The organism is Pseudomonas sp. G(2018), assembly GCF_005502415.1.
GTDB lineage: Bacteria > Pseudomonadota > Gammaproteobacteria > Pseudomonadales > Pseudomonadaceae > Aquipseudomonas.
The window spans coordinates 367091-391087 of the sequence record NZ_SCOO01000001.1 but is presented as its reverse complement, the minus strand read 5'-3'; the positions used below and the strand labels follow the sequence as shown (position 1 = coordinate 391087).

Annotated in this window: 20 protein-coding genes; 7 read left to right on the top strand and 13 right to left on the bottom strand. The window is 60.8% G+C overall.

Annotated features, from left to right (window positions below):
* Window positions 1-16 precede the first annotated feature (16 nt).
* Together pgl and zwf are read right to left on the bottom strand one after the other, a co-directional pair.
* Window positions 17-730 carry a 6-phosphogluconolactonase gene (pgl, locus tag FFS64_RS01830; RefSeq protein WP_137803981.1) on the bottom strand — a complete coding sequence of 238 codons (714 nt, stop codon included), beginning with the start codon at window positions 728-730 and terminating at the stop codon, window positions 17-19.
* The gene (gene zwf, locus FFS64_RS01825) at window positions 717-2186 is read right to left on the bottom strand and encodes a glucose-6-phosphate dehydrogenase (protein WP_137803980.1); all 1470 of its coding nucleotides are present in this window, start codon (window positions 2184-2186) and stop codon (window positions 717-719) included. Before zwf ends, pgl begins: the two co-directional genes overlap by 14 nt.
* Window positions 2187-2414: 228 nt before the next feature.
* Between zwf and FFS64_RS01820 the strand changes: the two genes are divergently transcribed.
* Entirely contained in the window at window positions 2415-3275 is an 861-nt protein-coding gene (locus tag FFS64_RS01820; protein ID WP_170948639.1) for a MurR/RpiR family transcriptional regulator, read from the top strand.
* A gap of 80 nt (window positions 3276-3355) precedes the next feature.
* Here FFS64_RS01820 and FFS64_RS01815 read toward each other — a convergent pair whose 3' ends face one another.
* From FFS64_RS01815 to edd, 11 genes are all read right to left on the bottom strand, one after another.
* Window positions 3356-4210 carry a D-hexose-6-phosphate mutarotase gene (locus tag FFS64_RS01815; protein ID WP_137803979.1) on the bottom strand — a complete coding sequence of 285 codons (855 nt, stop codon included), beginning with the start codon at window positions 4208-4210 and terminating at the stop codon, window positions 3356-3358.
* A gap of 111 nt (window positions 4211-4321) precedes the next feature.
* A complete protein-coding gene (locus tag FFS64_RS01810) occupies window positions 4322-5668 on the bottom strand; it encodes a carbohydrate porin (RefSeq protein WP_137803978.1) in 1347 nt (448 codons plus the stop codon).
* Window positions 5669-5814: 146 nt separating this feature from the next.
* Window positions 5815-6975, bottom strand: a complete 1161-nt coding sequence (locus FFS64_RS01805) for an ABC transporter ATP-binding protein (protein WP_095193206.1) — start codon at window positions 6973-6975, stop codon at window positions 5815-5817.
* A 4-nt stretch (window positions 6976-6979) separates the two neighbouring features.
* On the bottom strand, window positions 6980-7825 hold the full coding sequence (locus FFS64_RS01800) for a carbohydrate ABC transporter permease (protein ID WP_095193205.1): 846 nt from the start codon (window positions 7823-7825) through the stop codon (window positions 6980-6982).
* The gene (locus FFS64_RS01795; protein ID WP_095193204.1) at window positions 7818-8726 is read right to left on the bottom strand and encodes a carbohydrate ABC transporter permease; all 909 of its coding nucleotides are present in this window, start codon (window positions 8724-8726) and stop codon (window positions 7818-7820) included. Before FFS64_RS01795 ends, FFS64_RS01800 begins: the two co-directional genes overlap by 8 nt.
* 198 nt (window positions 8727-8924) lie before the next feature.
* Window positions 8925-10232 carry an ABC transporter substrate-binding protein gene (locus FFS64_RS01790; protein WP_137803977.1) on the bottom strand — a complete coding sequence of 436 codons (1308 nt, stop codon included), beginning with the start codon at window positions 10230-10232 and terminating at the stop codon, window positions 8925-8927.
* Between the two features lie 118 nt (window positions 10233-10350).
* Window positions 10351-11610: an AGE family epimerase/isomerase gene (locus FFS64_RS01785; protein ID WP_137803976.1), complete on the bottom strand. Its 1260-nt coding sequence runs from the start codon at window positions 11608-11610 to the stop codon at window positions 10351-10353.
* A 171-nt stretch (window positions 11611-11781) separates the two neighbouring features.
* A complete protein-coding gene (locus tag FFS64_RS01780) occupies window positions 11782-13209 on the bottom strand; it encodes an ATP-binding protein (RefSeq protein WP_372242157.1) in 1428 nt (475 codons plus the stop codon).
* Between the two features lie 31 nt (window positions 13210-13240).
* A complete protein-coding gene (locus FFS64_RS01775) occupies window positions 13241-13972 on the bottom strand; it encodes a response regulator (protein ID WP_137803974.1) in 732 nt (243 codons plus the stop codon).
* Between the two features lie 177 nt (window positions 13973-14149).
* Window positions 14150-15100 (bottom strand): glucokinase, encoded by a 951-nt coding sequence (locus FFS64_RS01770; protein ID WP_137803973.1) that lies wholly within the window; start codon window positions 15098-15100, stop codon window positions 14150-14152.
* On the bottom strand, window positions 15097-16923 hold the full coding sequence (edd, locus tag FFS64_RS01765) for a phosphogluconate dehydratase (RefSeq protein ID WP_137803972.1): 1827 nt from the start codon (window positions 16921-16923) through the stop codon (window positions 15097-15099). The genes FFS64_RS01770 and edd overlap by 4 nt, the downstream gene beginning before the upstream one ends.
* Window positions 16924-17143: 220 nt before the next feature.
* Between edd and gap the strand changes: the two genes are divergently transcribed.
* The 6 genes from gap to FFS64_RS01735 all read left to right on the top strand — a co-directional run bounded on the left by gap (window position 17144) and on the right by FFS64_RS01735 (window position 23861).
* Complete coding sequence (gene gap, locus FFS64_RS01760) at window positions 17144-18145, top strand: type I glyceraldehyde-3-phosphate dehydrogenase (protein WP_095193197.1); 1002 nt, start codon at window positions 17144-17146, stop codon at window positions 18143-18145.
* A 155-nt stretch (window positions 18146-18300) separates the two neighbouring features.
* Window positions 18301-18765: a methylglyoxal synthase gene (locus tag FFS64_RS01755; protein WP_137803971.1), complete on the top strand. Its 465-nt coding sequence runs from the start codon at window positions 18301-18303 to the stop codon at window positions 18763-18765.
* A gap of 77 nt (window positions 18766-18842) precedes the next feature.
* Entirely contained in the window at window positions 18843-19403 is a 561-nt protein-coding gene (locus tag FFS64_RS01750) for an RNA polymerase sigma factor (RefSeq protein WP_137803970.1), read from the top strand.
* 65 nt (window positions 19404-19468) lie between these two features.
* Window positions 19469-20434, top strand: a complete 966-nt coding sequence (locus FFS64_RS01745; protein ID WP_137803969.1) for a FecR domain-containing protein — start codon at window positions 19469-19471, stop codon at window positions 20432-20434.
* A 122-nt stretch (window positions 20435-20556) separates the two neighbouring features.
* Entirely contained in the window at window positions 20557-23145 is a 2589-nt protein-coding gene (locus FFS64_RS01740; RefSeq protein ID WP_137803968.1) for a TonB-dependent receptor, read from the top strand.
* A gap of 113 nt (window positions 23146-23258) precedes the next feature.
* A complete protein-coding gene (locus FFS64_RS01735; RefSeq protein WP_137803967.1) occupies window positions 23259-23861 on the top strand; it encodes a biliverdin-producing heme oxygenase in 603 nt (200 codons plus the stop codon).
* The last annotated feature ends 136 nt before the right edge of the window (window positions 23862-23997 follow it).

Genomic DNA, 23997 nt, shown 5'->3' with positions numbered 1-23997 from the left:
GCGGCTGTTCCTTGGCTCATGGGCACCAGTAAATCTCTAACGTGGGTTGCAGAAACGCGCGAATCGGCAGCGCGGCGACATCGTCACCGGCCAGTGCGGTATCGAGAGTGGTCAGTTTGGATTGACCGGAAATCGACAGAATTTTGTGTTTGGCCGAGGCCAGCAGCGCACGACTCATGGTCAGGCGCTGATGCGGCACGGTCGGCGCCAGCATCGGGTAGCAGCGACGGCTGCCGTCGGCCTGGAGGGCTTCGGCGAGGTTCGGGCTGCCCGGGAACAACGACGCGGTGTGGCCGTCGTCCCCCATGCCCAGCACCAGCACATCGATCGCCGGCAATTCAGCGAGCAAACGGTCGGCTTGTTCTGCTGCCTGTTCCAGGTTGGCGGTGGCGCTGTACAGGCTCAGGAATTGCGCCTTGGCCGCCGGGCCTTGCAACAGATATTTCTTGAGCAGGCCAGCATTGCTGTCGGCGTGTTCCACCGGCACCCAGCGCTCGTCAGCCAGACTGATCACCACGTTCGACCAGTCCAGCGCCTGCTTGGCCAGGTGCTGGAAAAACGCCACCGGACTGCGGCCACCGGACACCACCAGGGTCGCGGTGCCCCGGGTGTCGATCGCCTCGCTCAGGTGTTTGGCCACGTTCAGTGCCAAGCCTTCGGCCAAGAGTACGGGGCTCTTGAACGCATGGGCGCTGACACCCCGGGGCAGTTTCAAATTAGATATCGCCATACCACGACCTCCCGTCCCGCGTGATCAGTGCAATGGAACTCATGGGGCCCCAGGACCCGGCTGCGTACGGCTTGGGCGCATCACCGGATTTCTTCCACCCGGCGATCAACTGGTCACACCACTTCCACGCGGCTTCGATTTCATCTTTACGGACAAACAGGTTCTGATTGCCACGCATCACTTCCAGCAACAACCGTTCGTAGGCATCGGGAATCCGTGCACTGCGCCAGGTGTCGGAAAAATTCAGCTGCAACGGACCGCTGCGCAGCTGCATGCCCTTGTCCAGGCCTTGATCCTTGGTCATCACGCGCAAGGAAATGCCTTCGTCCGGCTGCAGGCGGATAATCAGCTTGTTGCTGATCTGCAGGCGCTGCTCGGGAGCGAAGATGTAATGCGACGGTTCCTTGAAGTGGATGACGATCTGCGACAGCTTCTGCGGCATGCGCTTGCCGGTGCGCAGGTAGAACGGCACCCCGGCCCAGCGCCAGTTGCGGATATCGGCACGCAGGGCGACGAAGGTTTCGGTGTCGCTCTGGGTGTTGGAGTTCGGTTCTTCCAGGTAACCCGGCACCGACTTGCCTTCACTGTGGCCGGCGATGTACTGACCGCGCACCACTTGGGTGGTCAAGCCTTCCGGGCTGATCGGCGCCAGCGCCTTGAGGACTTTGACTTTCTCGTCGCGAATGCTGTCGGCGGACAGGTCGGCCGGCGGGTCCATGGCGATCAGGCAGAGCAGTTGCAGCAGGTGGTTCTGGATCATGTCACGCAGCTGACCGGCCTTGTCGAAGTAGCCCCAGCGGCCTTCGATGCCGACCTTCTCGGCCACGGTGATTTCCACGTGGGAGATGTAGTGCTGGTTCCACTGGGTTTCGAACAGGCTGTTGGCGAAACGCAGGGCGATCAGGTTCTGGACGGTTTCCTTGCCCAGGTAGTGGTCGATGCGGTACGTGCGGTTCTCCGGGAAGAACTGCGCCACGGCATCGTTGACCTTGCGCGAGGACTCCAGGTCCGAACCGATGGGTTTTTCCAGCACCACGCGGGTGTTTTCCGCCAGGCCAACCTTGGCCAGGTTCTCGCAGATCGCACCGTAAACCGCTGCGGGCGTGGCGAAATAGGCGATGACCCGTTGTGCGCTGCCCGCTGCTTCGGCCAGCGCCACATAGTCTTCGGACTTGAGGAAATCGACGTGCAGGTAGCTCAGGCGCGCGAGGAAACGCTCGACCACGGCTTCGTCCAGCTCCTTGGCACCGACATAGCGGCGCAGCTCGGCGGTGATGAACGCCAGATGCTCCTGCTCACTGCCGGGTTCACGGGCCAGCGCGATGATTCGCGTGTCCTCGTGCAGCAGGCCTGCACCGTCGAGTTGATAAAGGGCAGGAAACAGCTTGCGCAGGGCCAGATCGCCGAGGGCGCCGAACAAGGCGAAGGTGCACGGTTCAACCGTAATCGAAGGCATGATGTTTGTTCTTTTATCAAGTTAAGCTACAAATACCTTTTTTCAAGGCATCACTCAAGGGAAAATGTAGTAATAACCACAACATTTTCGCAAAATACAGATTCCGAGTGGTGGTCGGTCGGAGCCATCAGTAGGATAGGCCACCGTTACGGGCAGCATCAAAGGCCCTTTTTGCATTAGCCGTGCGCTTATCGGCGCAGGTGAATCAAGGAAATCCATATGGACCGCGTGCGAAATCTACTGGAGCAGATCCAGAATCGCCTTGAAGAGCTGAACAAGGCCGAACGCAAAGTCGCCGAAGTGATCCTGCTCAACCCACAGCAGGCCACCCGGTTCAGCATCGCCGCCCTCGCCCAGGCCGCATCGGTCAGTGAGCCGACGGTCAACCGTTTCTGCCGTTCGTTCGGCGTCAGCGGCTACCCCGAACTGAAGCTGCAACTGGCCCAGAGCCTTGCCAGCGGCGCGGCATACGTCAGCCGTGCGGTGGAGGCCGACGACAACCCGGAAGCCTATACCCAGAAAATCTTCGGCAGCGCCATCGCGTCCCTGGACAGCGCTTGCCAGGCGCTGGACCCGAACCTGATCAGCCGCGCCGTCGACCTACTGATCCAGGCCCGGCAGATCCACTTCTTCGGCCTTGGCGCTTCAGCCCCGGTGGCCCTGGATGCGCAGCACAAATTCTTCCGCTTCAATCTGGCCGTGACCGCCCATGCCGACGTGCTGATGCAGCGCATGATTGCGTCGGTGGCGCACACCGGCGAGTTGTTCGTGATCATTTCCTACACCGGCCGCACCCGCGAACTGGTGGAAGTGGCGCGCATCGCCCGGGAAAACGGCGCATCGGTGCTTGGCTTGACCGCGGAGAACTCACCCTTGGCCAAGGCCAGTACCTTGAGCCTGAACATCCCGCTGCCGGAGGACACCGACATCTACATGCCGATGACCTCGCGGATCATTCAACTGACCGTGCTGGACGTGCTCGCCACCGGCATGACCTTGCGCCGGGGCGTGGATTTCCAGCCGCACTTGCGCAAGATCAAGGAGAGCTTGAATGCCAGCCGGTATCCGGTGGGTGACGAGTTCAACTGATCCAGTATTTTCATTGCCTGATAGAGCCTCATCGCGGGCAAGCCCGCGATGAGGCCAGCCGACGCTCCGCAAGATTCGAACTAAGCCCCCACCCGCGCCTGCAAACTCAAATGCGCCCTCTCCCCGGGCGCGAGGCACAGGCTGTCGGTGCCGCCGCTCGCTGCTTCCACACAGACAAATTCCGATATCTCATTCCAGCTCACCCCCAACAACGGCCGCGAGCCCGGGTGCCAGACCACCGTGTCCGCCGTGTCACCGGTATCGATGCACAACGCCCGCTGCCAGGCGTGGTCATTGAGCTGCAGTTCGCCGTCATGCTGGAACACCCGCTGACATCCGCCATCAACCCGTAGTTCGCCTTCCTGCTGGCAAATCTGCCGGTTCAACTGGTCGTAACCTTGCGCGCCGTCGAGGCCAGACAGCGCTACCTCACCAACGTCACCAATACGCCAGTAGGCGTGCAACGCCTGGCTCAATTGGCAGGGCAGGCTGTCGTGATGCTCGGTACTCAGGCGCAGGTCCATGCGCTCACCGAGGTGCGCGTGCAGGTCCACTTGCCAATCGCACAACTCCAGCCGCCAATGCAGACGCACGCCATCATCGTCGCTACTGCTGTCGAGCAGTTTCCAGTCAAGCAAGCGTGCCCAGCCATGGGACGGCCAGGCATTTTCACTCGGATGACGGCCATACCACGGCCAACACACCGGCACGCCACCGCGAATGGCCCCGACCTGCGGCCACTTCGCCGCACACCACAGCCAGGGTTTCTGGCCCCGGGGCTGAAAGTGCAGCAACTGCGCGCCCTGGCGACTGAACACCGCCTGACACAGCGGATGATCAATCACCAACACATCGCGCTTCTGATAGCGCTCCCACGCAAACACCGGTCGTTCGCGCAAGGATTTGAAGAAGCGTTGTAGCGGATGCTCAAGCATGTGCCACGGTCCTGAAAATCATCTTTACCTGGGTGCGCCACCCCAAAAAAAAGCGGACAGCCATGGCCGTCCGCAAAATGCGCACATAGAGAGGAGCTTATCGCAACCGCGTCAGAACACCGACTGAATTTTCAGGCCGGCCACCAGCGCGTTGTCGACTTCATCCACACCGCCCGGATGAGTGATGTATTGCAGGTTGGGGCGCACGGTCAGCCAGTTGGTGACGTGGAAGCCGTAGTTGAGTTCGTAGTTGTACTCGGTGTCTCGCAGTGGCGAGAACAGGGGATCGTTGTAGTCGGTGACACCATTGGCGGCGTTCACCAGCTCGGCGTTTTTCTTCACGTCATCGTTGACATGGATACGGGCGAAGCCGATGCCGAGGTCATCTTTTGGACGCGCATCGAACGGCCCCTTGTACACGAACATCAGCGACTGGTAGTTGTCGACGATGTTGGTGTCCTTGTCGTGGAAAGTGGCGTTGGCGGCGATGTTCAGGCCGCGGGAAGCATCACCGTTGTGGGTGGTCAGTTGTTGCTGGGCGACGAACCAGTAGCCGTGCTTGCTGCTGTGGCTGCGATAGGCATTGCCGCTGGTTGCAGCGTCATTGCCGTTGTCGTCTTCACGAACGTCATCGGCGCTGGCCGTGCTTTTGTAGTAACCGACACGGTATTCGCCCGGCAGGTTGCCAGGGTTAGGCAACCAGACCAGTTCCACCGGCAGGACGGTGCCCTCGGTACCACTGCCGCTGAGCTTGAATCCGTTACCGTGCTCCAGTTGCGTCGGGTTCTGGTTGTACGCGCCGATCTGCGCATAGAACTCAGGCGAGATGTTCCACTTCAGGCGGATAGCGGCCTGGCTGACCGGCCAGTTGTACCAGATGTTGGTCGCCCAGTTACCCACCTGGGAACCGCAGAATGCCAGGTTCTGGAACTCGCAAGGGAAGGAGTTGAAGTCTTCGCCTTCGCCGAAGTAACCGGCCTTGATGTCCAGTTTGTTGTCTAAGAACTGATGCTTGATCCACAACTGGGTCAGACGGACCATATGGCCACGGCCGTAGACTTCCTGGGAGGAACTCAAGGTGCCGGCACGCGGATCGCCGACACGGTCATTGGAGATGTTTTCACCGTTACGGTTGGTGAGCTGGATCTTGGCCTGGGTGTTATCCCAGCCGAACAGTTTTTCCAGGTCCAGCGCCGCGCCCAGGCCAAACTGATCACTGTAGCGAGCGGTCTTGTCATCGTTGAACCCGCCATGGAGGTTGCCGCCCACTTCACCGACATAGTCCATCTTGATGTCGATGCCTTGCTCGATCAGCCGGGTCCGTTCGCTACCCCAATCACCGGTCATCCATTCGGAATCGGCGCTAAACGCGTCAGCCGCGTGCACACTACCGGCCAGCATCATGGCCGCGACGGCTGATAACTGGCAGATAAGCTGAGCGTTGTTGTTCTTCTTCATCCCTACATCCTCGTCTTATTGTTATTAACTTTTTTGTTTAACGCGGTTACATCGGTTGTGGCAGGCGACAGGCCGCCCATCACAGATATCCCCCTGTGGGAGCGAGCAGGCTCGCTCCCACATTGATCACCCACAATTTTTGATTTTCAGCGGCCTTTGAATTGGGCGACGTTCGCAGCGTGGCTCTCGGTTTTCGGCAGGCCGGCAGCCCCCAGGCGTTCGCCGGTCTTGGCATCGAACAGCAGCACTTTCGATGGATCGAATTGCAGGGTCAGGGTCTCGCCCACCGCTGGCGCAACATCAGGCGCCAGGCGGCAGCAGACCTTGGTGTCGTTGAGATTGACGAAGACCAGGGTGTCGGGGCCGGTCGGTTCGGTGACCTGGACTTCGGCGCGAATGGTCGGCAAACCGTTGGCCTCGCCGTTGGCCAGGACGATCTGCTCCGGGCGCATGCCAAGGATCACTTCGCGATCTTCGAGACCGGCGTCCTGCATGCCCAGCGGCAACTCGCAACGGGCCTGGCCGCTGTCGAGCAGCGCCAGCAGACGACCGTCCTTGCGCTGCAGGCGCAGCGGGATGAAGTTCATCGGCGGCGAACCGATGAAGCTCGCCACGAACAGGTTGGCCGGGTTGTTGTAGATGTCCTTCGGCGTACCGAACTGCTGAATGATCCCGTCCTTCATCACCGCCACTTTGTCCCCCAGGGTCATGGCTTCGATCTGGTCGTGGGTCACGTAGACCGTGGTGGTTTTCAGGCGCTGGTGCATCAGTTTCATTTCGGTGCGCATCTCGACCCGCAGCTTGGCGTCGAGGTTGGACAGAGGTTCGTCGAACAGGTAGATCTTCGGCCGCCGCGCCAACGCACGGCCCATCGCCACGCGCTGTTGCTGACCACCGGAGAGCTGGCCGGGCTTGCGATTGAGCAGGTGTTCGATCTGCAACAGTTTGGAAACCCGCGCGACTTCTTCATCGATGTCGGCGGTCGGCATTTTGCGAATCTTCAGGCCGAAGGCGATGTTGTCGCGCACGCTCATGGTCGGGTACAGCGCGTAGGACTGGAAGACCATGGCAATGTCGCGATCCTTGGGACTCATGCCACTGATGTCGGCGTCATCTACCAGGATTGCGCCGCCGCTGATGGTTTCCAGGCCGGCGATGCAGTTCATCAAGGTGGATTTGCCGCAGCCGGACGGACCGACCAGGATCAGGAATTCCCCGTCATCGATCTTCAGTTCGATGTTCTTCAGGGTGTCCGGCAAACCGGCACCGTAAGTCTTGTTGACGTTGCGTAATTCGAGAGTTGCCATGTTTCTACCCCTTGACCGCGCCGGACGTCAGCCCACGCAGGAAATACTTGCCAGCGAATATGTAGACCAGCAGTGTCGGCAGCCCGGCGATCATCGCGGCGGCCATATCAACGTTGTATTCCTTGGCCCCGGTGCTGGTGTTGACCAGGTTGTTCAGGGCCACGGTGATTGGCTGGGCGTCACCGCTGGCGAACACCACGCCGAACAGGAAGTCGTTCCAGATCTGGGTGAACTGCCAGATCAGGCAGACCATCACGATCGGAATCGACATCGGCAGCAGGATCTTCCAGAAAATCGTGAAGAAGCCCGCGCCATCGAGCCGCGCAGCCTTGACCAGCGCATCCGGAATGCTCACGTAGTAGTTGCGGAAGAACAGCGTGGTGAACGCCAGGCCGTAGACCACGTGCACCAGCACCAGGCCCGTGGTGGTATTGGCCAGGCCGAACTTGCCGAGGGTGAACGAGGCCGGCAGCAGCACGGTCTGGAACGGCAGGAAGCAGCCGAACAACAACAGACCGAAGAACAGTTGCGAACCGCGGAAGCGCCACATCGACAGCACGTAACCGTTCATGGCGCCGATGAAGGTCGAGATCAAAACCGCCGGCACGGTGATTTTCACCGAGTTCCAGAAGTAGCCGCCGACCACGTCCCAGGCCTTGATCCAGCCGATGCCGTCGATCACGGCCGGCCAGCTCAACAGGTTGCCGGTGCGGATGTCTTCCGGGGATTTGAAGCTGGTCAGCAGCATCACCACCAGCGGGATCAGGTACACCGCAGCGGCCAAAAGCAGCGTGGCGTAAATCGCGATGCGGCTGAAGCTGATGCCCGGTTTGCCGAGTTGATTAGTCATGGCGTTTGCCTCGCAGCTCGGAGTACAGGTACGGCACGAGGATGGTCAACACGGCACCGAGCATCAGCATGGCGCTGGCCGAACCGATGCCCATCTGGCCACGGCTGAAGGTGAAGGAATACATGAACATCGCCGGCAGGTCGGACGAGTAGCCAGGACCGCCGGCGGTCATCGCCGCCACCAGATCGAAGCTCTTGATCGCGATGTGCGCGAGGATCATGAAGGCACTGAAGAACACCGGGCGCAGGCTCGGCAGCACGATCTTCAGGTAGATGGTCGGCAGGCTCGCACCGTCGACTTGCGCGGCACGGATGATCGACTGATCGACACCGCGCAGACCTGCCAGGAACATCGCCATCACAAACCCGGAGGCTTGCCAGACAGCGGCGATCACCAGGCAGTACACCACGCGATCCTGGTCCACCAGCCAGTCGAGACGAAAGCCTTCCCAGCCCCAGTCACGCAGCATCTTGTCCAGGCCCAGGCCTGGGTTGAGCAGCCATTTCCACGCGGTACCGGTGACGATCATCGACAGCGCCATCGGGTACAGGTAGATGGTGCGGATGAAGCCTTCCTTGCGGATGCGCTGGTCCAGCAGCACAGCGAGGAACACCCCCAGCACCAGGCTGATACCGATGAACATGCCGCCGAACAGCGCGAGGTTCTTGCTCGCGACCCACCAGCGGTCGTTATCCATCAGACGCATGTATTGCTGCAGGCCGACCCACTTGTAGCTCGGCATGAAGCTGGAATTGGTGAAGGACAGAATGAACGTCCAGATGATGTAACCGTAGAAGCCAACCAACACGACCAGCATGCTCGGCGCCAGTACCAATTTGGGTAACCAGCGTTGCAGCGCATCGAACGGTGAGGCTTTGCTGAAAACCGCCACAGAGCTCATCGGGATAATCCAGGTTAGAGAAATGAAACTGGCACACCGATCCCTTGTGGGACAGGATCCTGTGGGAGCTGGCTTGTCGGATCGCCGCACCGCAGCGATTGGATCAACCGGGTTCAAAGTCAAACCGAGTCGCCTGCATCGCTGGCAAGCCAGCTCCCACACAACCCCATTCCAACAAGGAACAGACTGTGTCAGGAGTTACTGGGCCGCTTTGACAGCCGAAGCCAGTTGGGCGCTGGCCTTGGCCGGGTCGGCGTCCTTGTCGTTCATGAAGTTGGTGACCACATCGAAGATCGCGCCTTGCACGGCCAGGGAGGTAGCCATGTTGTGCGCCATGCTCGGTTGCAGGCCGCCGGTCTTGTCGTCCGCCAGGAAGTCCTTGGCCGCGGTTTGCGCGCAGGCGTCGAAGCCCAGTTTGTCCATCTCGTTCAGCATGTCAGTGCGGACCGGGATCGAACCCTTGTTGATGCTGAAGACTTTCTGGAAGTCGGTGCCCAACGCGACCTTGGCCAAATCTTGCTGCGCGGCGATGTCACCCTTGCGATCAGCCTTGAGCTTGAACACGGCCATCGAGTCGATGTTGTAGGTGAAGGCCTTGTCGGTACCCGGGAACGGCACGCACTGATAGTCCTTGCCGGCGACTTTCTTCGCGGCGGTCCATTCGCTCTTGGCCCAGTCGCCCATCATCTGCATGCCGGCCTTGCCGTTGATGACGTCGGCGGCCGCGATGTTCCAGTCACGACCGGCGCGGTTCGGGTCCATGTAGGTGGTGATTTTTTTCAGCTCGGTGAAGGCTTTGGTCATGTCGGCGCCCGACAGGGTTTTCTGATCGAGTTCCACCAGGGCTTTCTTGTAACCTTCGCCCCCCATGACCGAGAGCACCACGTCTTCAAACACGGTGCTGTCCTGCCAAGGCTGGCCACCATGGGCGAGCGCGATAAAGCCTGCGGCCTTGAGTTTGTCGCCGGCGGCATAGAATTCTTCGAGGGTGGTCGGCGCCTTGTCGATCCCGGCTTTCTTGAACACTTCCGGGTTGATCCACAACCAGTTCACACGGTGAATGTTCACCGGCACGGCCACGTAGTCGCCTTCATATTTCACGGTGTCGGAGACTTTCTTCGACAGCAGGCCGTCCCAGTTTTCCGACTTGGCGACGTCTGCCAGCGTGGTAGTACTGAGCAGGCCAGTGCTGCCCCACTCCTGGATATCCGGCCCCTTGATCTGGGCAACGCCCGGCGGGTTGCCGGCGACGGCGCGACTCTTGAGAACGGTCATGGCCGTGGAACCGCCACCACCGGCGACTGCGCCGTCCTTCCAGGTAAAGCCGTCTTTTTCGACTTGAGCCTTGAGGACATCGACCGCTGCCTTTTCACCACCGGACGTCCACCAGTGAACGACTTCCACCGAACCTTTGGAATCGGCGGCAAGGGCACTGAGCGGGAACGCGGACAGAGGAACCAGGGAGGCGAGAGAAATGACAGTAGCGAGGCGAGAAATCGCATTCATCTAGTAGTACCTTTCTTGTTGTTATGCATTGCAAGTCTGGTGCTTGCGCTACACAGGATTTTAAACAGGGGATGCCCCTTCGCAGGTAACGAAGGGACGCGCGAATGTCACCACATGGTTACACAGAAGCGCTCTGGGACAATGCTGCCAGCGCACTGGCCATGCTCGGCGCCAGGGGCAGGCGGGGAATCAGCAGCGCTTGCCAGGCATGATAAAGATCGGGTTTGCCGGCCCAGATATCGGCGCTCGGACGGTTCAATGGATCGAGTTCGTGGTGCCAACTGCCACCTTCTCGGTCGATGAAATGACGGTCACAAAATTCCCAGAACAGCCGGTACCAGCGCTCGAATTGCTCATCGCCGGTGCGCTTGAGCAAGGCACTGGCGGCAGCGCTGGCTTCGCAATGGGTCCAGTGCAGGCGATGGCGGACCACCGCGCGATTGTCCCAGTCGAGTGTGTAGACGATGCCCGGCGCGCCATCGATGTCCCAGCCATGCCGGCAGTTTTGCTCGAAGAGTTTCTGCGCGTCGGTGGCCAGCCAACCCGGCGTGAGCATGCCGGCCCGCACCCGCGCCGCTTCGAGGTGCAACAACAACCGCGCCCATTCGAAACCGTGACCCGGCGTGGTGCCATAGGGGCGGAAACCGTCGGCCGGGTTGTCGCGGTTGTACTCGCGCAGCGGCTGCCAGTCACGGTCGAAATGCTCGACCACCCGATAATCATTGGCGGCGGCGTGACCATGAATCACCCGCTCGACGATGCGCTGGGCGCGGCACAGCCAGCGGTTGTCGTCGGTGACATCGGCCAAGGCGAGGAAGGCTTCGGTGGCGTGCATGTTGCTGTTGGCGCCGCGGTAGGCTTCCTCTTCGCTCCAGTCACGGTTGAAGGATTCGCGCAGGGCGCCCTCCTCCTCGCTCCAGAAATACGTGTCGATGATGTCGATGGCATCGTCGAGCAAGGCTTGCGCGCCGGGACGTTGCGCGACCACCGCGGAACTCGCGGCCAGCGCCACGAAGGCATGCAGGTAGGCGTTCTTGCCGGTGTTGCCGTCACGGTGTTCGGCAACGGCGAACCAACCGCCATGCAACGCATCGCGCAACGGTCCGCGCAGGGACTGGATGCCGTGATCCACCAGCTCGGCAAAACCCGGCAGACCCTGAATGTGAGCCATGGCGAAGCTGTGGGTCATGCGCGCGGTGTTCATGGTTTCGGCTTGCGCGTCCGCAGGCAGATGGCCTCGTTCGTCGAGATTGCCGAAACCTTCAGGCAACTTCGAAGCCTTGGCGAAACCCAGCAGTCGCAGGCCTTCGGCGGCGAGCCACTGCTGATGGGCGGGGGCGTTCAGCCAACTGCTGAAGGCAGGTTGGAAGTGGTCCATTGGGGGCCTTTTTTGTTGTTATGACTGAGAGGCAGTCTAAACAACCGGCCGGGGCGGGCTTGTAACGAAGGGGGCGAGTTATGTCACCAACCCGTGACATTCACCTTAAGTGATGCGTTGTATGGCCTTCCCTCATCGCGGGCAAGCCCGCGATGAACGATAACGCGGTATTTAGTCGACACTGCGCGGCAACTGCAACGTCACCCGCAACCCACCCTCACGCAAATTCTGCAAACTCACCTCACCGCCATGGCTATGGGCAATGTTGCGCGCAATCCCCAACCCCAACCCATACCCCTGCTGCTGCCCGGCCAGGCGAAAATGCGGTTCGAACACCTGCTCCAGCCGCTGCTCGGGAACCCCCGGTCCTTCGTCGTCGACATGCAGCACAAACGCACTCTCATCGTCATCGATGTGCAGGTGCGCGTTCTGGCCGTATTTCAGGGCGTTGTCGATGAGGTTGCCAATGCAACGCTTGAGCGCCAGCGGTTTGCCCGGATAGGTGGCCAGCGCCCGCCCCTGTTGGGTCACGCGACCGTTGCCGTTCGGCGCCAGATAAGGCTCCACCAGGCAGTCGAGTACATAGTTGAGATCCACCTGCTCGATGTTTTCGTGGATGTCGGTGTCTTTCACACATTGCAGCGCGCCCTTGACCAGCAGCTCCAGCTCATCCAGATCGCGACCGAACTTGGCTTGCAGTTTTTCATCTTCGAGCAATTCGACCCGCAACCGCAGCCGGGTAATCGGCGTGCGCAGGTCATGGGAAATCGCGCTGAACAACTGGCTGCGTTCGGTCAGGTAGCGGCTGATGCGCTCGCGCATGGTGTTGAAGGCACGACCGACTTCGACCACTTCACTGCCCCCGCCCTCGGCCACCGGCTCGACGTCGGCACCCAGCGACAAGTCCCGCGCCGCGCGCGCAAGGCGCTTGAGCGGCCGGCTCTGCCAGTGCACCAGCAGGCCGATGAACAACAGCAGAAAGCCGCTGGTGAGGACGATGAACCACACCTGCTGCGCCGGCAGGCCTTGCTCTTCAAGACTGGTGTAGGGCTCGGGCAACAGCGACGCGATGTACAGCCATTCGCCGGGGGCCATCTGGATTTGCGTCACCAGCACCGGCGGGTTCACCGGTTCCAGGGTCAGCGCATAGTGCGCCCAGGAGCGTGGCAACTCATCGAGCTTCAGGCCGCCATTGAAAATCCGCAGGTCTTCGGGGCTGACAAAGGTCACCGAAATATCGGTGTCTTGTCCCAGGGATTGGCGCAGCACTTCGTCCACCGCCTTGATCACCGCGGCCTTGCGCGGCGTGATCGGCAGCACCTCCATGCCCAAGGGTTTGTCGTTGAGGGTGACCACGAACCGCGTGCCGCCCATGCTGCGCAACTGGTCGAGCACCAACGGCCGAAACGCCACCGGCAACGAGCGGAAATAACTGACGCTGGCGGTCATCGAATGGGCGAGGCTGCGGGCGCTGGTGACAAGCCCTTCGAGTTGCGTGGCACGCAATTGCGAAACCCAGATCACGCTCGACAGGGCCTGGGCGAACAACACCGCCAGCAAGGTCAGCAGCAACATGCGCCCGAGCAGCGAGCGCGGCACGGGTATTCGTCCGGCGAACTTGCGCAGGGATTCAGTGGCCATTGCTGGCAATCACATTGGCTGCCAACTGGTAGCCGCTGCCACGCACGGTGCGAATCAGCCGAGGTGGCTTTTCCGTGTCGCGTAGACGCTGGCGCAGGCGACTGACCGCCATGTCGACGATGCGATCGAGCGGCATCAATTCACGGCCACGGGTGGCGTTGCCGATGGTGTCGCGGTCGAGGATTTCCTGGGGGTGATCGAGGAACAGTTTCAGCAAGGCGAAATCGGCACCGGACAGAATCACTTCTTCGCCATCGATGTGAAACAGCCGGTGGCTGACCATGTCCAGCCGCCAGTCATCGAAGGCCAGCACTTCACTGCCGGAACGTTCCTGACCGAACTGCGCACGGCGCAACAGGGCCTTGATGCGCGCTTGCAATTCACGGGGACTGAAAGGTTTGCCCAGGTAATCGTCGGCGCCCAGTTCCAGGCCGATGACCCGGTCGGCCTCGTCGGAACTGGCGGTGAGCATGATGATCGGCACTTGCGCCCGCTTCGGATGCTGGCGAATCCAGCGGCACAAACTGAAACCGTCCTCGTCCGGCAGCATCACGTCGAGGATCACCAGGTCGCTCGGTTCATCGTTCAGGGCCTGGCGAAAACCGGCGCCATCGGGCGTGGTGCGGACCTGGAAACCGGCGCGGGTCAGGTAGGTGTCCAGCAACTCGCGTATCTCTTGATCGTCATCGACCAACAAAATCGACTTGTTGACTGAGCTCACTTCGAAGGCATCCTTGTTGTTGGAATTGGGGCGGATTATGCCTGATCGATCATGGATCTATGTTGTCTGTTCCGGCCCCATCGCGGGCAAGCCCGCTCCCACAGAGGTTTTCGCACATCCTGAGATGTAGGTAATCCTGTGGGAGCGTGGCTTGCCCGCGATGGGCGCAACGCGGTTTCAGGCCTGGTCCAGCGCCACACCCGCGCCAACCAACCCCGAATACGGCGCCGTCACCAGCCACACCGGTATCCCCTTGAAGTAATCGCTCATGCAACCCTTGTCGGCAAAGCACCGGGCGAAACCGCTTTCGAGGAAGAAATCGGCGAAGCGCGGTATCACGCCGCCGACGATGTAAACGCCACCGCGTGCACCGGTGGTCAGCACGTTGTTGCCGGCCACGCGGCCAAGCCAGCAGCAGAATTGCTCAAGTACTTCCAAAGCAATCGGGTCGCCCGCCAGGCCAGCCGCGGTGATCGATTCCGGGGTGTCGAGTACCGGCGCGTGACCATCCACTGCGCAGATCGCGCGGTAGACTCGCGGCAAGCCGCCGCCGCTCAACGCCGTTTCGGCGCTGACATGACCGATCTCATTGAAGATGTGTTGCCACAGTTGAGTCTCACGCGGGCTGCTCAGCGGCAAATCGACGTGACCGCCCTCCCCCGGCAGCGCGGCGAAACGTCCTTCGCCGAGATCGAGCAAGGTGCCGACGCCCAGCCCGGTGCCCGGACCGATCACTACCGCCGGACGCAACGGCTCCGGCGTGCCTTCGCAGACCACACGGAATTCGCCCGGCTGCAAACGGGTCATGCCCAGGGCCATGGCCGAGAAGTCGTTGACCAGCAACAACTGCTCCACCTGCAAGGTCTCGCAGAATCCCTTGCGGCTCAGGCGCCAGTGATTATTGGTGAATTTGAATTCGTCGCCGCTGACCGGGCCGGCCACCGACAGGCACACCGAACCGATCGAACCCGGCGCCAGACCCAACCCGCTCAGGTAGAGACTGATGGCCTCTTCCGGGCTGGCATAGTCAGCCGTCGCCAGCACCTGGACCGATTCCAACTGCTGGTTTTTCCACAACGCGAACCGTGCGTTGGTCCCACCGATGTCACCGACCAAAGCCAGTTTCAATTAAGCGTCTCCAGGGCAGAAGTAAAGGCGCTGGCGCCCTGCTCCGCCGAGCTGAAGGCCATGCGCATGAAACCAAACAGTTCGCGACCGGTGCCGATGTTGTTACCCAACAGACCCTTGGCCGGCGTGCGCGCTGCGAATTCTTCGGCGTCCACCTTAAGCTCCAGGGTGCCTTTGACGCCATCGACGCGGATGATATCGCCCTCTTGCACCCGCGCCAAAGCGCCGCCCACATAAGCCTCGGGGCTGACGTGAATGGCCGCCGGGATTTTCCCCGATGCGCCGGACATGCGTCCGTCGGTCACCAGGGCGACTTTGAAGCCGCGATCCTGCAGCACGCCGAGGAACGGCGTCATCTTGTGCAGTTCCGGCATGCCGTTGGAGCGCGGCCCCTGGAAGCGCATCACCGCGACGAAATCCTTCTCCAGCAAACCGGCCTTGAACGCGTCGGCCAGGTCCTGCTGATCCTGGAACACCATGGCCGGGGCTTCGACGACCTGGTTTTCCAGGGCCACGGCCGAGACCTTCATCACCCCGCGACCGAGATTACCTTCCATCACCCGCAAGCCGCCCTCTGGCGAGAACGCGCGAGCGACCGGGCGCAGGATGCTTTCATCGAGGCTTTCGGTGATGCCTTCACGCCAGACCAGTTCGCCGTTATCGAGGAACGGTTCCTGGGTGTAGCGGCTCAGGCCATGGCCCAGCACGGTGTTGACGTTTTCGTGGAGCAACCCGGCGTTCAGCAGTTCGCGGATCAGGAACGACATGCCGCCCGCAGCCTGGAAGTGGTTGATGTCGGCTTTGCCGTTCGGGTAGACGTGGCTCAGGGTCGGCACCACTTCGGAGAGGTCGGCCATGTCCTGCCAGGTCAACTGGATGCCCGCCGCCATGGCGATGGCCGGCATGTGCAAGGTGTGGTTGGTCGAGCCGCCGGTGGCGTGCAGGGCGACGATGGAGTTGACCAGCGAACGTTCGTCGACGATTTCGCCGATCGGCAGGTAGTTGCCATTCTGCTTGGTCAGGCGCGTCACCTGATGCGCCGCTTCGCGGGTCAGGGCATCGCGCAGCGGCGTGTTCGGGTTGACGAAGGATGCGCCGGGCAAGTGCAGGCCCATGACTTCCATCAGCAACTGGTTGGTGTTGGCGGTGCCGTAGAAGGTGCAGGTGCCAGGGCTGTGGTAGGAGTTCATTTCCGACTCCAGCAGCTCTTCGCGGCTGGCCTTGCCCTCGGCATAGCGCTGGCGCACATCGGCTTTCTGTTTGTTGGAAATGCCCGACACCATCGGCCCGCCCGGCACGAAAATCATCGGCAGATGGCCGAAACGCAATGCGCCCATCATCAGGCCCGGGACGATCTTGTCGCAGATGCCGAGCATCAACGCGCCATCGAACATGTTGTGGGACAACGCCACGGCGGTGGACAGCGCGATCACCTCACGGCTGGGCAGGCTCAGTTCCATGCCCGGTTCGCCCTGGGTCACGCCATCGCACATGGCCGGGGTGCCACCGGCGAACTGACCGACCGAGCCGATCTCGCGCAGGGCCTTTTTGATCAGTTCCGGAAAGACCTCGTATGGCTGATGCGCCGAGAGCATGTCGTTATATGACGAAACAATTGCGATGTTGGCGGAGTTCATCATCCGCAAGCTGTTCTTGTCGTCGCTGCCGCAACCGGCCACGCCGTGGGCGAAGTTGGCGCATTGCAATTTGCCGCGCATCGGGCCGTCGCTGGCCGCACCGCGAATCAGTGCAAGGTAAGCCTCACGCGTGGCGCGACTGCGGGCGATAAGCCGTTCGGTGACCTCAAGGACGCGGGAATGCATGTGTAGAACTCCAGGCTAACGGATGTGGCGACCTGATTGTCTATGCTGATCAAACACCGGTGTCGATGGGATGACAGACGGTTTTGTTGACCATTCGGACCAGTTGATTCAGGTCACTCGTTGTAGATTGAACAAAATATTGCCATTAAAAAGGCTTGTTTTCTATTTTTTTGCGAATAATCTTGTAATTCCAACAACAAAACGACGGCGGCGCTGATAAATGACTCTTCGAATCGCAATCAATGGTTTTGGCCGTATTGGCCGTAACGTCCTTCGCGCACTCTATACCCAAGGCTATCGTCAGGATTTGCAGATCGTCGCCATCAACGACCTGGGGGACAGCGCAATCAATGCGCACTTGCTCAAGTACGACACTGTTCACGGCACGTTCGACGCCGATGTCCAGCACGATCAGGAAAGCCTGACCGTCAACGGCGACCGTATCGCGGTCAGCGCCATTCGCAATCCGGCCGACCTGCCTTGGGCCGCGGAAAAGATTGATGTGGTATTCGAATGCACCGGTCTGTTCACCGACCGGGCCAAAGCCGCCGCGCATATTACGGCCGGCGCACGCAAAGTGATCATCTCGGCGCCGGCCAAGGGCGCAGACGCCACTGTGGTGTATGGGGTCAACCACGACATCCTGCGCCAGTCGCACCAGATTATTTCCAATGCGTCGTGCACCACCAACTGCCTGGCCCCGGTGGCCCAGGTGCTGCACCGCGAACTGGGCATCGAAAGCGGTCTGATGACCACCATCCATGCCTACACCAACGATCAGAACCTGACCGACGTTTATCACACCGACCCGTACCGCGCGCGCTCGGCCACCCAGAACATGATCCCGAGCAAGACCGGCGCCGCCGAAGCGGTCGGCCTGGTGTTGCCGGAACTGGCGGGCAAGTTGACCGGCATGGCGGTGCGCGTACCGGTGATCAACGTGTCCCTGGTGGACCTCACCGTGCAGCTCAAGCGCGAAGCGTCAGCCGATGAAGTCAATGCGATCATGAAAGAAGCCAGCCAGCACTCGAAGATTCTCGGCTACAACACCCTGCCGCTGGTCTCCAGCGACTTCAACCAAAACTCGCTGTCGTCGATTTTCGACGCCAACCACACCAAATCCAGCGGCAAACTGCTCAAGGTGCTGGCTTGGTACGACAACGAATGGGGCTTCTCCAACCGCATGCTCGATAACTGCCTGGCGCTGTGCAACGCCGAATAAGCCCCCCCTACCTGTAGGAGCGAGCTCTGTCGAATCGTCGCACCGTCGCGATGGTCGTCAACGATAACGCGGGGAACCTGATGCCCCGCGGTGTCTGACAGTTCATCGCGAGCAGAGCTCGCTCCTACAGGGTGCGTGTCATTTCTGGAGCACCCATGATCGGCATCACCTTCACGCAAAAAACCATGGCCGCGCGCAAGCGCATCGCCCTGGTCGCCCATGACCACTGCAAAGTGTTTTTGCTGGACTGGGCCGAGCGGCAGAAAGACAGGCTGGCGCACCATGAACTGGTCGCCACCGGCACCACGGGGTTGTTGTTGCAACAACGCCTCGACCTGCCGGTGGAGAGCATGATCAGTGGCCCACTGGGTGGCGACCAACAGCTCGGCGCGCGAATCGCCGAGCAACGGGTCGACATGCTGGTGTTCTTCTGGGACCCGTTCGAACCGCAACCCCACGACCCGGACATCAAGGCGCTACTGCGGGTCGCGGCGGTCTGGAACATCCCGGTGGCGTGCAACGAATGCAGCGCTGACTACCTGCTCAGCAGCCCGTTGATGGATCAGGCGCATGAGTACCGGATTCCGGATTACGCGACGTATTTGCAGGGCCGTGCGTAAAGCTTCACAAATCAATACTTGACCATTCGAGCGGATGATAAGCATTATCATTCGCTCAAAACGGATCAGGTCTTCCCGTGAGTCAATCGCGCTTCAACGACGTCTTCATCACTCAGCGAGTCTCCCTGCTGCGCACGCTGGAGCGGATGGTCAACAATCACAGCACCGCTGAAGACCTCCTGCAGGAGACCTACCTGCGCGTGACCCGCGCGCTCGGCGAGCGGACCATTGATCACCTGGAACCCTTCGTTTTCCAGACCGCCCGCAACCTGGCGCTGGACCATTTGCGTGCGCGACGCATCCACTCGCGCACCATGGTCGATGACGTGCCGCTGGACGTGGTGGAAAGTGTCGCCGCCCCCGCCAGCAGTGCCGAGGACGCCGCCCATGCCGAACAATTGCTCGAGCGTCTGAACGTGCGCCTCAGTCAACTCAGCCCCCGTCAGCAACAGATTTTCATCCTCAGCCGCCTGCACGGGCACAGCTATCTGGAGATCGCCGAAAAACTCGGCGTGTCGCTCAGTACCGTGCAAAAGGAGCTGAAACTGATCATGACGATCTGCATCGGAGTAGCAGAGAGGCAGCTGCAAGCTACAAGCTACAAGCCACAAGCAAAAAACGGCGTGCCGAACGCCTGACCGAACTTGCAGCTTGCAGCTTGTAGCTTGAAACTGCTCCTCAACAGACCCTCCGAGGAAACACCGTGACGGACACCCACCGCTCCCCTTCGCCCTCACCGGCGCAGGCCACTGCAGACGCGATGGACCAGGCCCTGGACTGGCTGATCGTGCTGGACAGCCCGAGCGAAGAACAGACCCGCCAGTTCCACCAATGGCTGGCAGCCGACCCGGCCCATGCAGAGGCGTTCGCCAGGGCCCAGGCGATCTGGAACGGTCCGCAAGTCACGCAGTGCGCGCAAAGCCTGGCGGCGCGGCCAGCCAAAGTTACCCTGCTGTCGCGCCTGCGCCCGCACTGGAAACCCTTGGCCACCGCTGCTGTGCTGATCCTCGGCCTGTTCAGTTTCAGCAATCTGCCGCTGCGCCTGCAGGCCGATCACCTGACGGCGGTTGGTGAACGCCAGCGCCTGCAACTGGAGGACGGTTCGAAAGTCCTGCTCAACACCAACTCGGCATTTTCCAGCACCATCAACGACCAGCAGCGTGTGGCGCGCCTGTATCAGGGCGAAGCGTTTTTCGAGGTGCAGCCCCATCGCGGCCAACCGCTGGAAATCGACGCGGGCCCGGTCACCGCCAGCGTTCGCGACACGGCATTCGCCGTGCGTTATCTGGATGGCGTAACCCAGGTTCGCGTGCAGCGCGGCGATGTCGATCTGCGCGCCACCCGCGACGACGCACGGGTTCGCCTGACGGCCGGGGAAAGCATCCGCATCGGCCCCAACGGTTTCGACCGGCCGGCCAAGCTGGATGCCGCCACCGACCTGGCCTGGGTCCAGGGTCGCCTGGTGTTCGAAAACTGCCCGCTGAACCAGGTGCTGGCGGAGCTGCGTCGCTACTATCCGGGCTGGATCATCAACAACAACGAGCAGTTGGCCGATGTTGCCGTCACCGGAAATTACCGTCTCGACCAGCCTCTGGACGTGGTCCGCTCACTGGCCCACATCACCTCGGCACGGCTCAAGGAATTCCCTGCCTTAGTGATACTGAACTAAATGAGAATTATTTTTACTCGATAGCTGAACGTCATACGTCTCGTTATAGCCAATGCAATTGATTCGTATCTCTGAATGCCAATCAGCACCTATAAAGATTCGTGCGACACGGAGCGCTATCGATGTCCTCTCGCCTTACCCGCCAGTCCTCTTCACCTTCGCGCATGCTCTCGCTGCTGACCGCCGCCATCCTGATGGCCGGCACCGCACCGGTCATGGCCGCCACTGCCGAACAGCCCAGCCGCAACATGGGCGACTACGCGTTTGCCATCGCGCCCCAGCCGCTGGTCTCGGCACTCAATGACTTTACCGCCGTGACAGGCTGGCAGGTCGGCTTGCCGGCAGAACTGGCTGAAGGGGTGACATCGCCGGGTGTACGCGGGTCGCTAGCGCCGGAAAAAGCCCTGGATCGCCTGTTGGTGGGGACCAACCTGAGCTATCGCAAACTGGGCAATAACAACATCGTGCTGGAACGCCGCGCCAGCGCCGGCACCCTGAATCTGCAACAGGTGACCATCAGCGCCACGCGTAACGAGCAGGACGTGAACAGCGTGCCCAGCACCGTCACTGTGCACACTCGCGAAGAACTGGACCGCAACAACGTCAATACCATCAAGGATCTGGTGCGCTACGAGCCTGGCGTTTCCGTGGGTGGTGCCGGTACACGGGGCGGAATCAGCGGCTACAACATCCGTGGTATCGATGGCAACCGCGTGCTGACCCAGATCGATGGTGTTGAAATACCCAACGGCTTCTTCAACGGCCCTTACGCCAAGACCCAGCGCAACTACGTCGACCCGGAAATCATCAAACGCGTCGAAATCCTCCGCGGTCCGGCTTCAGTACTCTACGGCAGCAATGCCATTGGCGGCGCGGTCAGCTACTTCACCCTCGACCCGGACGACATCATCAAACCCGGCCAGGACGCCGGCGCGCGCCTGAAGACCGGTTACAGCTCCGCCGACGAAAGCTGGCTCAAGTCCGCCAACGTGGCCGGTCGCGCCGATCAGTTCGACGGCCTGCTGCATTACAGCCAGCGCGACGGTCATGAAACCGAATCCTATGGCAGCAACAACAGCACCGGCCTGACGCGCACCGCCGCCAACCCGGAAGACGTGCGCGCCACCAACGTGCTGGCCAAGATCGGCTGGAACTACAACGAAGATTCGCGCCTGGGCCTGGTTTACGAGAAGTACAAGGACGATCGGGACACCGACCAGAAAAGCGCTTACGGCGGCCCGTTCTTCGCGGGTGCTCCTACCATTCCTGCCAGCGTACTGCCCGGCGGCATGTACCAGTGGCGCACCGGTAACGACACCATTACCCGCGAGCGTTTTGGCCTGGAGCACAGCTTCGTCCTCGACAGTCTGCTGGCGGACAACGTCAAGTGGAGTCTGAATCACCAGATCGCCAAAACCGATCAGAGTACCGATGAGTTCTACTTCCCGATCACCCGCCAGGTCCTGCGTACCCGGGATACGATCTACGAAGAAAAGCAGTGGGTGTTCGATGCACAACTGGATAAAGCCTTCAGCATCGCCGACACCGAGCATGTGCTGACCTATGGCACTACCATCAAGCAGCAGAAAGTCACTGGCTCGCGCAGCGGTAACGGTACTTGCCTGGCAGTCGGTCGCGGCTGCACCGCCATCGGTGCCACCAGCACGGCGGACGCACTGAAGAAATCCAGCGACTTCCCGGACCCGACCATCAACACCTACAGCGTGTTCGCCCAGGATCAGATCAGCTGGAACAACTGGACCTTTCTGCCGGGCCTGCGCTACGACTACACCGAGCTCAAGCCGCACATCACCCAGGAGTTTCTCAACACCGTGGCCGCCGATGGTCGCGGCACCGTCAGCGACGACAACAAGACCTGGCACAAAGTCTCGCCCAAGTTCGGCCTGACCTACGCCTTCAACGACCATTACACCTGGTACGGCCAATACGCCGAAGGATTCCGCACCCCGACCGCGAAGGCACTTTACGGGCGCTTCGATAACACCGCAGCCGGATACCGCGTGGAACCGAACCCGGATCTGGATCCGGAGAAAAGCCAAAGCTACGAGACCGGTCTGCGGGGCAACTTCGAGCAGGGCTACTTCGACGTGGCTGTGTTCTACAACAAGTACCGCGACTTCATCAACGAAGACGCCGTTACCCCAGGCTATGACGAACCCACTTTCCAGAGCGCCAACATCAAACATGCCACCATCAAGGGTGCAGAGATCAAGGGCCGCCTGAACCTCGATGCCGTTGGTGCGCCACAAGGCCTCTACACCCAGGGATCGGTGGCTTACGCCTACGGGCGCAACAACGACAACGGCGAGCCGATCAACAGCGTCAACCCGCTGACCGGGGTGCTCGGCCTCGGTTACGACCAGGACAATTATGGCGGCTTGCTCAGCTGGACCCTGGTCAAGAGAAAGGATCGCGTCGACGACAGCAACTTCAAGTCGCCGGACGGCGTCAGCAGTCAGTTCAAGACCCCGGGCTTCGGTGTGCTGGACCTGAGCGCCTACTACAAAGTGACCGACGACGTGACCGTCAGCGGTGGCGTGTACAACCTGACCGACAAAAAGTACTGGCTGTGGGATGACGTGCGCGGTTACGACAACGTCGGTGAAGCCTCGGTGACGCAACCGGCCAACCTCGATCGCCTGACTCAACCGGGCCGCAACTTCGCGGTCAACCTGATCTGGGATATCTGACCATGATCACCACGCAGCGCGACTTGATGAATGTCGCGCTGCGAGGATTTTTACTGTCATGCGCCTGCTCATTCGTCTCGTTAGCAGGCACTTCTCTTTCTCAAGGACTTCCCATGACCACTCAGGACACGGCTCAACGCCCGGATTTGCGCTCGCAACGCTTGAACCAGATCACCCACGAACCCCACAGCAAACTCGACGCCCTGGTCAAAGCCCACGCCCCGTTCGAAACACAGGCCAATTTCGCCCGTTTCGTCGTGGCGCAGTACTTGTTCCAGTCGGAACTGGTGGCGCTGTACAACGATGCCGAACTAAGCGCCATCGTCCCTGACCTGCCTGATCGCTGCCGTGCCGAAGCGGCAAAGGCTGACCTGGCGGACCTGGAAACGGGAGTGCCAGCACCGGTCGCGGGTGCCGTCAGTAACCCGAGTAAAGCCCAGGCATTGGGCTGGATCTTCGTCTCCGAAGGCTCGAAACTCGGCGCGGCGTTCCTGATCAAGCGCGCCGTGGGCCTTGGCTTGAGCGAAACCTTCGGTGCCCGTCACCTGGGTGAACCGGCCGGTGGCCGTGCTGAAGGCTGGAAGCGTTTCGTCAAGACACTCGATGCGCTTGAACTCAGCGCCCAGGAAGAAGCCGAGCTGGATAAAGGCGCCATCGATGCGTTCAACCGCTTCACGGTGTTGCTGGAACAGGCTTACACCCCGGAACTCGCCTGACTGAATGCAATCCCCTTGTGGGAGCGGGCATGCTCGCGAATGCGGAGTGTCAGTCGACATCAAAATTGACAGATACACCGCATTCGCGGGCAAGCCCGCTCCCACAAAGGACCGAGTACACCTGCAAGATTCTGAT

What these genes read in the sequence shown, in the direction of transcription:
- pgl (WP_137803981.1), bottom strand. Translation starts at nt 730, where the DNA reads ATGGCGATATCTAATTTGAAACTGCCCCGGGGTGTCAGCGCCCATGCG.
- zwf (WP_137803980.1), bottom strand. Translation starts at nt 2,186, where the DNA reads ATGCCTTCGATTACGGTTGAACCGTGCACCTTCGCCTTGTTCGGCGCC.
- FFS64_RS01815 (WP_137803979.1), bottom strand. Translation starts at nt 4,210, where the DNA reads ATGCTTGAGCATCCGCTACAACGCTTCTTCAAATCCTTGCGCGAACGA.
- FFS64_RS01810 (WP_137803978.1), bottom strand. Translation starts at nt 5,668, where the DNA reads ATGAAGAAGAACAACAACGCTCAGCTTATCTGCCAGTTATCAGCCGTC.
- FFS64_RS01805 (WP_095193206.1), bottom strand. Translation starts at nt 6,975, where the DNA reads ATGGCAACTCTCGAATTACGCAACGTCAACAAGACTTACGGTGCCGGT.
- FFS64_RS01800 (WP_095193205.1), bottom strand. Translation starts at nt 7,825, where the DNA reads ATGACTAATCAACTCGGCAAACCGGGCATCAGCTTCAGCCGCATCGCG.
- FFS64_RS01795 (WP_095193204.1), bottom strand. Translation starts at nt 8,726, where the DNA reads ATGAGCTCTGTGGCGGTTTTCAGCAAAGCCTCACCGTTCGATGCGCTG.
- FFS64_RS01790 (WP_137803977.1), bottom strand. Translation starts at nt 10,232, where the DNA reads ATGAATGCGATTTCTCGCCTCGCTACTGTCATTTCTCTCGCCTCCCTG.
- FFS64_RS01785 (WP_137803976.1), bottom strand. Translation starts at nt 11,610, where the DNA reads ATGGACCACTTCCAACCTGCCTTCAGCAGTTGGCTGAACGCCCCCGCC.
- edd (WP_137803972.1), bottom strand. Translation starts at nt 16,923, where the DNA reads ATGCATTCCCGCGTCCTTGAGGTCACCGAACGGCTTATCGCCCGCAGT.
- gap (WP_095193197.1), top strand. Translation starts at nt 17,144, where the DNA reads ATGACTCTTCGAATCGCAATCAATGGTTTTGGCCGTATTGGCCGTAAC.
- FFS64_RS01755 (WP_137803971.1), top strand. Translation starts at nt 18,301, where the DNA reads ATGATCGGCATCACCTTCACGCAAAAAACCATGGCCGCGCGCAAGCGC.
- FFS64_RS01740 (WP_137803968.1), top strand. Translation starts at nt 20,557, where the DNA reads ATGTCCTCTCGCCTTACCCGCCAGTCCTCTTCACCTTCGCGCATGCTC.
- FFS64_RS01735 (WP_137803967.1), top strand. Translation starts at nt 23,259, where the DNA reads ATGACCACTCAGGACACGGCTCAACGCCCGGATTTGCGCTCGCAACGC.